Origin of the sequence: Rothia sp. HMSC065C03 (assembly GCF_001837295.1) — a bacterium.
Taxonomy (GTDB): domain Bacteria; phylum Actinomycetota; class Actinomycetes; order Actinomycetales; family Micrococcaceae; genus Rothia.
Genome location: NZ_KV831968.1, coordinates 1 through 1,371, shown reverse-complemented (window position 1 = coordinate 1,371; position 1,371 = coordinate 1). Strand labels below are relative to the sequence as shown.

Genomic DNA, 1,371 nt, shown 5'->3' with positions numbered 1-1,371 from the left:
GGAGTGAAGCTAGCCCCGGCAGGTACACCTTTTGCCGGGGCTAGCTTTGAGAAGGTTACTTCCTCAGGAGGCTTAGGGCTTCATAGAGCCAGCTGGCTGCTTGTTGTAGACGTTTTAGGGTTGCTTGTGAGGAGGGTAGTACGGCGGTGAACTTCGCCAGTAGGGTGTTCTTCCCGATGGTGCGTGTGTAGCTTCGCGGTGGACGTTGCTGTGTTTTCAGCTGATGCACCATGAGGAAGTACCTGATGAAGGCGGTGATGGAGGCTAGAAAGACGGTGAACAGAATGAGTTGGGGTTGATGTGCGAGCGCTAGGGTGAGGTCGATGGTGTGTTGGATGGTTGTTTCCCAGAGATAGTTTGGCTGGTAGGCATAGGTGGTGATCGTTTCGGCTGCCAGCTTCTGGTAGTAAAGGGCGGCGGTGGTTTGGAGGTGCTTGAGCGTGGTGGTGGTTTCTTCGGTGAGGGTTCCGCTAAGGGTGGTGAGGATGAGGGTTGCTGCTAGTGCTGAGGTGGTGTGTAGGGTTATCCAGAAGATGGTTTTGAGGGCGGTGTTGAAGATGGTTTTGAGGGTGGTGTAGGTGGTGTTGAAGGTAGTCATCATGGCTATGTGTTTCTTCCTATGAAGTGCTCTTACTTTGGTTTGGGAGCTGCTTACTAGGTACATAGCGGGATGGATTTGGTTTGAAGGTTTGTGGGTGGGTTGGTTTTTGTGTTTTGCCTTGTCAGGGGGTTTTTGGGGTGATTGGGGGTGGTGGTTTTTGGGGTTGTGGGTGGGGTAATCCAGTATCTTGTTTCACTTGGGTGCATATTTTGGGGTGTGTTGAGAATTCAACCTCCGGGACACAGGTTTTAGGAAGCGGGTTTTTGGTGCTTGCAGGCAAGAGGCAGGCGCAGTTGAGGTTTCGGGGAGTGGTTCCGGACCTGAAACTAACTGCGGGCGCATGGTTTAGGGTGCGGGGTTCACTGCGAGCACCAAAGGGTTGGTTACTGATGGGGAACCGGTTCTGGGCGCGTGTTCAGAAGCAACCAGGGTTCTGGAAACAACTACAGGAAGCAGTTGAGAGTGCGCAGCTCATTGCGAGCGCCAAGGGTTGGTTCCGGTGGTGGAACTCATTGCAGGCAGTGGTTCATTGCGAGCGATACCAGCCCCAGAAGAAAGCACGACACCAGCGGCAGAAAGGCAGGCAGGCTACTTAGGTGTGGTTATTAGGCGCTCACAGATAAAGACTGATTCCTCAGCACTGTGGGCGCCACTGTGGGCGGTTTGGTGGCACGGATACCCTTCTTATTCCACATGATCAGGTTGAAGCTTTAGACGGGGCGTACAGGGCTGTACAGAAGAGGGGTTACTGGCCTCGTGCTTATGGGGCT

Annotated in this window: 1 protein-coding gene; it reads right to left on the bottom strand. The window is 53.7% G+C overall.

Annotated elements, in window-relative coordinates:
• Positions 1–55 precede the first annotated feature (55 nt).
• Positions 56–601, bottom strand: coding sequence for a hypothetical protein (locus HMPREF2605_RS00010; RefSeq protein WP_070846592.1), 546 nt, complete (start codon positions 599–601; stop codon positions 56–58).
• Positions 602–1,371: the final 770 nt, after the last annotated feature.

What these genes read in the sequence shown, in the direction of transcription:
- HMPREF2605_RS00010 (WP_070846592.1), bottom strand. Translation starts at nt 601, where the DNA reads ATGATGACTACCTTCAACACCACCTACACCACCCTCAAAACCATCTTC.